Below are 5,806 nucleotides of genomic sequence, written 5' to 3' on the forward strand. Positions count from 1 at the left end.
ATCGCGCTGATCGACGACAAGGTGCCGGTGATCGTGCTGGCGCCGCGCGACGCTGTGTTCGACAAGACCGTGTCGAACGTCCAGGAGGTCATGGCCCGCGGCGGCAAGGTGATCTTCTTCTCCGACGCGGAGGGGATCGAGAAGCTGGGCCCGGGCCCCGCGGCGGCGATCGACCTGCCGGGCATCGACCCCTTCGTCGCCCCGATCCTCTACGCCGTGCCGGTGCAGCTTCTGGCTTATCACACCGCCGTGGCCAAGGGCACCGATGTCGACCAGCCCCGCAACCTCGCCAAGAGCGTCACGGTGGAATAGGGCGGCGGCTCAGACCGCCCGGACCTCGGCGAGCCGCCTGACCGCATGCTCGTCCTTCCAGCAGACAGCGGCTTCCCAGGCGGCCGAGGCCTGGGCGGCGATGTCATGCGCGGCGCCGTCGAGGCCGGCGGCGTTGTGGGGCAGCGCCAGGTCGAGGTCGGGAACGTCGACATGCGCCTCGTCCCAGTCGATCAGCGCGACCCGGTCCGCGGTCATGCGGACATTGCCGGGGTTGTTGGGATTGCCGTGGACGACGCTGGTCGGACGGCCGGCGAGCCGCGCCCACGCGGCCCGGCACCGGGCAACAGCCTCCGGCGGCATCGCGGCGAGGTCGATCCTCGTCCCGGTCTCGGCGTGCAGCAGGTCGGTCGAGGATCGCCAGCCGGGGCGTTGCGGCCAGCCCTGCGTCAGCCGGTGCAGCCGGCGGAGCGTGTCGGCCACGCGGCGCCAGTCGGCCGCCGTCTCGGGCGGCCCGCCCTCGAGATAGGTCATCACCACCAGGCCGTCCGCGAACAGCCGGCCATCCGCCGTCGGGATCGGCACTGGCACGGCCAGGCCTTCATGGTCGAGGTGTCGGAGCAGCCCGGTCTCCCAGGCGAGGTCGGCGTCGCTCCGGCTGCCGAGGCGGCCGACCGCGAGGCGCCCGCGGACACGCAGGCTCCACACATCGTTGGCCACGCCGCCGGAGAGCGGTTCGATGCGGGCTGCGTCCTCGCCCCACTGTCGCAGTGCCTCCCATCCCATCGACATTCTCCACCAACCCGGTCGGCGCCTGGCTTTCGCTTGAATGCGAGCCCGGACCAAAGCGGATCGGCCCGAGCGGCGTCAAGCCCGGGATGGTGGGACGTCCGGCCATGCCGATCGCGCGCGGACGCGCGCAGACCCTGCCTCCCTCCCGCAAGGGAAAGGGGTGTGGAAAGCTGGGCAGGCTGGTGTGCGTTCGCAGGTTGGGTCCACGCCAAGCGAACCCAACAGAGGCTCATCGGCGGGATGTCGGGTCCGCCATGCGAACCCAACCTACGCTGTCACTCAGCCGCTGTCGGGCCCGGATGTCCTCGGCGGGGGCCGGCTGGCGACAGGTGCATTCGGCGGGCGAAGCCAACCCGTCGCATGTCCGGCGGCCTCCGCCCCCGCCCTGCCTGCAGCCTCCGCCGTCCCGGCGATGGCTGCGGCGATCGCGGCCCGGTCGGGCCGGATGCCGAGGGCACGGCACAGGCTGCGGATCAAAGCCTCGATCGACAGGGCCCTGTCGGCCCTGTCGGGCCGGTCGGCATGGTCGCCGGTCAGCCGCTCCCACAGATCGGCCACCAGCTGTTCGCGCGTCTCCGCATCGGCGGGTGTGGGGGTCGCGGCCGCAATGGACTCTATGACGCCCTGGACGACGCGGCGGCGGCGGTCGGCCGCCTGGGCCAGCCGGTCGTCCCGGTCCCGTTCGGCGGCGCGCCGGATCTCATCCCCTTGCGCGCGCAGCTTGGCCTTCAGGGCGATGGCGCGGCGGATGCCGAGGAAGAGGCGGCTGAAATGGGCTTCGGCCTCGCCGGCGCGGTCGAGGTCGCCGGCCTGCAGGGCGGCGATGGCCTCGGCCTGGAACGCCCGCGCCATCACCATGCCGAGCTCGATCAGGCCGGACAGCATCGCATCGTCGGCCCCCTCCGGATCGGGCGTGTCGGCGAGCACGGTCTCTGTCCTGGTGTCGGCATCAACCATCCCGAAACTAGAACATAAAGGGAACAAATAGTCAAGAATAAAGAACGCCGCCATTGCGAAGACGCGGTCCACGAAGCAGTCCGGAAGGTCGCATGACGGCAGCGCGGCCTCCGGTCAGATGCCGCGCATGGCCGCTCCCCATCCGCCGGAGCTTCCCCGCGCCCCGACGCCTGTTCTAACGTTCGTCAGCCCGTCGCGGGAGGCGACGGACGCGACGGAGGGCAGGGCCGCAGGCTCCCCTCCGCCCCACGACCGAACGAGGTTCTGATGGCGCACGAACTGCAATTCTACATCGATGGCGCATGGGTCGACCCGGTCACGCCGAAGACGCTCGACGTGATCGACCCCTCGACCGAAGAGGCCTTCGCCCAGATCTCGCTCGGCTCGGCCGCGGATGTCGATCGTGCGGTGGCGGCGGCAAAGCGGGCCTTCCCGGCCTTCGCCCGCGCCAGCCGCGAGGAGCGCCTGGCCCTGCTGCGCCGGATCCTGGAGGTCTACAAGCGCCGCGCGCCGGACATCGCCCTGGCCGTGTCGCGCGAGATGGGCGCGCCGCGCAAATTCGCGCTCGATTCCCAGACCTGGGCCGGCGACGCGCATCTGACCCGGATCATCGAGGCGCTGGAGACCTTCCAGTTCCAGCGGGCAAAGGGCACCTCGATGGTGATGAAGGAGCCGGTCGGCGTGGTCGGCATGATCACCCCCTGGAACTGGCCCCTGAACCAGATCACCTGCAAGGTTGGCCCAGCCCTGGCGGCCGGCTGCACCATGGTGCTGAAGCCGAGCGAGATCGCGCCGCTCGACGCCATCATCTTCGCCGAGATCCTGCACGAGGCGGGCGTGCCGAAGGGCGTGTTCAACCTGGTGAACGGCGACGGCCCGACGGTCGGCGCCGCCATCTCCAGCCACCCCGATGTCGACATGGTGTCCTTCACCGGGTCGACCCGCGCCGGCATCCTGGTGGCCAAGGCCGCCGCCGACACGGTGAAGCGGGTGCATCAGGAGCTGGGCGGCAAGTCGGCCAACATCATCCTGCCGGATGCCGACCTGAAGCGGGCGGTGACCAAGGGCGTCGCCGGCTGCTTCGGCAACAGCGGCCAGTCCTGCAATGCCCCGACCCGGATGTTCGTGCCGCTCGACCGCGAGGACGAGGCGATCGGCTATGCCAAGGCTGCGGCCGAGAGCTTCAAGGTCGGCCCGGCCGACGCTCCGGACACCCAGCTCGGCCCCGTGGTCAGCCAGCTGCAGTACGACAAGATCCAGAAGCTGATCGAAACCGGCATCGCCGAGGGAGCGGAGCTGGTGACCGGCGGCCCCGGCCGGCCGGAGGGGCTGAACCGCGGCTACTTTGTCCGCCCGACCGTCTTCGCCCGGGTGACCCCGGAGATGACGATCGCGCGCGAGGAGATCTTCGGCCCGGTGCTGTCGATCCTGACCTACGAGACCGAGGCCCAGGCGATCGAGCTGGCCAACGACACGCCCTACGGCCTGGCCGCCTATGTCCAGTCGGGCGATCTGGAGCGGGCGCGCAAGGTGGCGTCGCAGCTGCGCGTCGGCAATGTCCACATCAACTACCCGGCCTGGGACACGGCCGCGCCGTTCGGCGGCTACAAGCAGTCGGGCAATGGCCGGGAATATGCCGAGTTCGGCCTCGAGGAGTTCCTCGAGATCAAGGGCGTGATCGGCTACGAGGCCGCCTGAATGCTCGCCGGAGCCTTCCTTCGGGAAGGCTCCGGCCGCATCTGTCGCGACCCGCCGCGCCGAACTTAGCCGGCGCGGCGGGAGCGATGCTTGTCGGCGCGGCGCAACTTCTCGGTGCCCAGGCCCTGGGCCTTTGCATAGACCGATTTCGACTTGGCGTAGTTCGGCGCCACCATCGGATAGTCGGCCGGCAGGTTCCACTTGGCGCGATACTGCTCCGGCGTCATGCCATAGGTGGCGCGCAGCCAGCGCTTCATCATCTTGAAAGGCCGCCCGTCCTCCAGGCAGATGATGTAGTCTGGGGTCACCGAATCCGTGACCGACACGGCCGGAACGGCCTGGGGCGAAGCGGCCGCCGAATCCTGCCGGACGCTGACGATCTCCCTGCCGGCCGCCAGCGGCTCTGCCCCCGCCGCGGGCTGCCCGATCGCCGCGTTCCGGGCTTCGATCAGCGACAGGTGCACGTTCCGGATGAGGGCCGGCAGGCTCTCGCTGTCCACCGCGTTGTGGGAGACGTGGGCGACGATGATCTCTTTGGTGAACTTCAGAATCTCGTCGCTCGGCGTCGACATCATGCTTCTCCCATCCTGCCCTGCAGCCCCGCCGTTGAACGCTGCGGCGATCCTTTGCTGCGAGATTGCTCTGCTTGCGATCAATGCCACAAGCCGAGAACAGCCATAAGGTTCCACGGGATTCAGAAAAAAGCTTTCGATCCTGTCGCGTGTTCTTCCAGTTCAATCCGGGATCGGGTTGTAATCCGCGCGCAGCATGATTGTTGCTTGGCAGTCGCCGGCTCGGCCCTGGGGCCGACACTTGCGGTGACTGACATCAACTGAAGGGATTTGCGCGCGGACGACGGAGTCCTTGCCGAGGACTCCGGAAATCCTCCCGTCAGCGGTCGAAATCCACCGCGACGGTGTTGCCGCCGCTGACCACCACGCCGACCTTCTCGCCCGGCGCCGGGCGGTAGCGGCCGGACAGCAGCGCCGCGAAGGCCGCGGCCCCGCCGGGCTCGGCGACGATGCGCAGCCCCGCCCACAGCGCGCGCTGGGCCTCGCGGATCGCCTCGTCGGTCACCAGCGCCGTCGCCGCCACATGCTGCCGCGCCACCGGGAACACCAGCTCGCCGATCCGCCTCGGCGCCAGGCTGTCGGCGGCGATGCCGCCGGTCGGGGCGTCGACCGGCCGCCCGGCCTCGAAGGCCTTGTGCAAGGTGGGCGAGGCCTCGGGCTCGACCCCGACGACCTTCACGCGCCCGGCATACCAGGCGGCGATACCGCCGATCAGCCCGCCGCCGCCGACCCCGACCAGCAGGGTGTCGAGCTCCGGCGCCTGGCTCTCCAGCTCCAGCGCCAGCGTGCCCTGGCCCAGCATGGTCTCGGCCTGGTCGAAGGCGTGCACCGACAGCGCGCCGGTTTCCGCCACCCAGGCGTCGCAGGCGGCGAGGGCGTCGGCATAGCGGTCGCCGCCCACCACCAGATCGGCGCCGGTGCGGCGGATCCGCTCGATCTTGGCGGGGGAGGAGATGGACGGCACGAAGATCCGCGCCGGCAGGCCCAGCGCCGCCGCGGCATGGGCGACCGCCGCGCCGTGATTGCCGCCCGAGGCCGCGGCGACCCCGGCCGCCGGCACGGTGCGGGTCAGCAGGTTGGCGAAGGCGCCGCGGGTCTTGAATGACCCGGCATGCTGCAACAGCTCCAGCTTCAGGGTGATCGCGCCGGCATCGATGCCGAAATCGCGCCCCGCCGCCTCGACCACCGGCGTGCGGCGGATATGCGGCCGGATCACCGGCTCGATCCAAGCGATGCCGTCGCGATCAACCTGCAGCCCGGCCATGTCCAGTCTCCCGTTTCGGATCGGCGCTCGGCCGAGGAATTCGTCGGATTGCTAATTACCTATCCAGACCCAGGGCGGCAGGCAAGTCCGAAACCGACCGAACAGGGCAGGGCAAAGAAAGGGGCATATGCCCCTTGACCGCAAGCGGGCCTGTTCCCCATATCCCGATCCATGAAGACCGAGCGCAACACCAAGGAAGGCGTCCTGGCCTGCAACGCCACCGCGATGCGCAAGGCGTCGCGGCGGATCGCGC

The 5,806-nt window shown here is 70.0% G+C and carries 5 protein-coding genes and 1 pseudogene; 2 read left to right on the forward strand and 4 right to left on the reverse strand.

Annotation, left to right across the window (positions count from 1 at the left end; translation table 11 throughout):
• Positions 1-312, forward strand: a pseudogene (locus ABDW35_RS30660) (glutamine--fructose-6-phosphate aminotransferase); the annotation flags it as partial.
• Between the two features lie 9 nt (positions 313-321).
• On the opposite strand, the gene ABDW35_RS30665 reads toward ABDW35_RS30660, so the two are convergent.
• Together ABDW35_RS30665 and ABDW35_RS30670 are read right to left on the reverse strand one after the other, a co-directional pair.
• Positions 322-1,056: a phosphotransferase gene (locus ABDW35_RS30665; protein ID WP_343717635.1), complete on the reverse strand. Its 735-nt coding sequence runs from the start codon at positions 1,054-1,056 to the stop codon at positions 322-324.
• A 285-nt stretch (positions 1,057-1,341) separates the two neighbouring features.
• The gene (locus ABDW35_RS30670) at positions 1,342-2,091 is read right to left on the reverse strand and encodes a hypothetical protein (RefSeq protein WP_343717636.1); all 750 of its coding nucleotides are present in this window, start codon (positions 2,089-2,091) and stop codon (positions 1,342-1,344) included.
• A 195-nt stretch (positions 2,092-2,286) separates the two neighbouring features.
• Here ABDW35_RS30670 and ABDW35_RS30675 point away from each other — a divergent pair, with 195 nt between their 5' ends.
• On the forward strand, positions 2,287-3,717 hold the full coding sequence (locus ABDW35_RS30675) for an aldehyde dehydrogenase family protein (RefSeq protein WP_343717637.1): 1,431 nt from the start codon (positions 2,287-2,289) through the stop codon (positions 3,715-3,717).
• A gap of 65 nt (positions 3,718-3,782) precedes the next feature.
• Here ABDW35_RS30675 and ABDW35_RS30680 read toward each other — a convergent pair whose 3' ends face one another.
• Together ABDW35_RS30680 and ABDW35_RS30685 are read right to left on the reverse strand one after the other, a co-directional pair.
• Complete coding sequence (locus ABDW35_RS30680; protein ID WP_343717638.1) at positions 3,783-4,292, reverse strand: MucR family transcriptional regulator; 510 nt, start codon at positions 4,290-4,292, stop codon at positions 3,783-3,785.
• A 316-nt stretch (positions 4,293-4,608) separates the two neighbouring features.
• Positions 4,609-5,553 carry a threonine/serine dehydratase gene (locus ABDW35_RS30685; protein WP_343717639.1) on the reverse strand — a complete coding sequence of 315 codons (945 nt, stop codon included), beginning with the start codon at positions 5,551-5,553 and terminating at the stop codon, positions 4,609-4,611.
• Positions 5,554-5,806: the final 253 nt, after the last annotated feature.

It is taken from the genome of Inquilinus sp. (assembly GCF_039594555.1).
GTDB lineage: Bacteria > Pseudomonadota > Alphaproteobacteria > DSM-16000 > Inquilinaceae > Inquilinus.